Source organism: Corallococcus sicarius, from assembly GCF_003611735.1.
Lineage (GTDB): Bacteria > Myxococcota > Myxococcia > Myxococcales > Myxococcaceae > Corallococcus > Corallococcus sicarius.
Genome location: NZ_RAWG01000584.1, coordinates 1 through 2,270, shown reverse-complemented (window position 1 = coordinate 2,270; position 2,270 = coordinate 1). Strand labels below are relative to the sequence as shown.

Below are 2,270 nucleotides of genomic sequence, written 5' to 3'. Positions count from 1 at the left end.
GGCCTCGGGGGCCACGGGCTCCTGGGCCACGGAGCGCGCCAGCTGCTCCACCATGTCCACCATCGCCTCGTCTTCGGGCGGCGGAGGAGGCGGCGGCGTGAGGGCTCCGGACTGCCGGGCGACGAGCGCCTCGCCAAGCTGGACGAACCGCTGCGGCAGCGGCTGGCGGTAGATGGTGGAGATCCACTCGCGCACGCGCAGCTCGATGGCGACCCACAGCTCCAGCGGCTTGCCCAGGAGGAAGCCGACTTCGTCCAGCTCCTTCTTGGGTACCGGGTAGGCGCACGCGACGTGCAGCGTGTTGCCGTCCAGGGACAGCGGCACCACGCTCAGGCGCTCGGCGATTTTCGGAGGGATGAAGCTGGCGACCTCGAGGTTGGGCTCGAAGTCCACCAGGTTCACGGGGCGGAAGCCGGAGACCTCGCCCAACAGCGCGAGGACCTCCTCTTCACCCATGCCACGCTCCAGGAGCGCGGAGTCCAGGTGGCCTCCCTGGGCCTGGTGCTGACGCAACAAATCTCCGGCCTGCTCCTGGGTCAGGAGGGCGCGCGAGACGAGGTGCTGAGCAAGACGGGAAGGCATGAAGGCCGCGGCATCTTACGGCCGCGGCCGCAAGGCACAATGAGCCGGTTTCAGCTCGGTTGGACGACGAAGGTGGACGTCAGCTTGTCATGCAGCGTCTGACCGCGTCGGTCGAACAACGCCATCCAAAAGCCGCCCAGAAAGAGAACGAAGGAAAGCCCGGCGAGCAGCGCCCGGAAGATGGCCCGGCCCGGTGTCGGCGCCATGCCATGGGTGTCCACCAACCGGAGCCCCAGGAGCAATCGTCCCAGGGTGCGGCCATTCCAGAGGAAGGCCGCGACGGCGCAGTAGACGGTGGCGAGCACCAGCACCAGTACCACGCCGGGAAGCAGCACGGTGTGCAGTGCGCGCAGCCAGCCGACAAACGCATCCAGTCCCGTCAGACCCGGCTGCGGACCCTTGACGCCCGCGATGGACGAGGCAAGGACGATGTAGGCCGCCGCGACGGCGCCGATGGCCGCGGTGTCGATGGTGAACGACAGCAGCCGCCGCCACAGCGAGGCGGGTCGCGCGTGCACTTCGCCGGGGACCGGAGCCGCGGCGGGAGCCTGGGACTTCACGGGGGCGGCGGGAGAGGGCGAAGCTTCCATGCGGGACACTCCCGGGGGGGGCGACAGGGAAGCGGCGGCGAAGGCCGGCGTCTCCAGTGGAGGCAGGAGGGCCGGATCCTCCATGAGCGGCAGCCCCTGCGAGGGCGCGGCGTCACGGCGGGGCAGACCCGACGAGGCAGAAGCCTGCGCGGGCGCGTCCATGAGCGGCAGTCCCGACGCGCGCTCGGCGTCACGACGGGGCAGGCCGGACGAGGGCTGCGCGGATGCCTCCATGCGCGGCAGACCGGACGGAGCCGCGGGCTGCGCGGGTGACTCCATGTGAGGCAGACCGGACGAAGCAGGCGCTTGCGCGGGCGGGGCGTCCCGTCGCGGCAGTCCAGGGGCCGCAGCAGGGAGGGGGCGCGCACCGTGCGCCTCGGTGCCGTAGGCCGGCGTGGGCACGGAGCCCGGACGAGGCTCGGCGGCGTTCACCGGCACCTGCGCCGCGCGGGGAACCGCGACACCCGGATTCTGGAAGCCGGCCTCCGGCATGGCCTGCGTGGGCGAGGCGCGCGGCGGCGCCATGGGGGCCTGGGCGCTCGCGGCGGACATCGGGGCCACGCTCGGGGGCGGCTGCGCGACGGCGGGACGCGGCGGGAGCACGGCACCCGAGGGCGCGTTCACGGGAGGCTGCGCGGCGCGAGGAGGCACGGGCGCCGCGGAAGCGGGCACCGCCGTACGAGGAGCCGCACCGGGAGCCCGGACCGCCGGACCTTCCGCGTGCGGCGCGGCGGCGCGAACCGTTGCATCGGCCTGGGGCACGGCGCCACGCACGGACGCATCCGTATGAGACGCAGCCGCACGCGCAGCCGCATCCGTCGGAGACGCAGGTGCACGCGGTGCCGCACGAGCAGGCGCATCACCCCCCTGCGGCGCGGCGGCGCGAACCGTCGCATCACCCTGCGGCGCGGCGGTACGAACCGTCGCATCGGAAGGAATCCCAGCACGAACCGTCGCATCACCCTGCGGCGCGGCGGCACGAACCGTCGGTCCATCCGTCATGGGCACGGCTGCGCGAGGCGCGGCGGCACGCGGGGGCGCGGCGGCCGGAACCTGGCCGGGCGTCGCGACACGGGGCGCGGCGGCACGGGGCGCGGC

At 73.6% G+C, this 2,270-nt stretch carries 2 protein-coding genes; both read right to left on the bottom strand.

Features of this window, described 5'->3' with window-relative positions; translation table 11 throughout:
• A partial coding sequence (locus D7X12_RS40955) for a GspE/PulE/PilB domain-containing protein (RefSeq protein ID WP_500683242.1) occupies positions 1 to 582 on the bottom strand: 582 nt, incomplete at its 3' end.
• Positions 583 to 632: 50 nt separating this feature from the next.
• Positions 633 to 1,946 carry an RDD family protein gene (locus tag D7X12_RS44850; protein WP_244225088.1) on the bottom strand — a complete coding sequence of 438 codons (1,314 nt, stop codon included), beginning with the start codon at positions 1,944 to 1,946 and terminating at the stop codon, positions 633 to 635.
• Between the last annotated feature and the right edge of the window lie 324 nt (positions 1,947 to 2,270).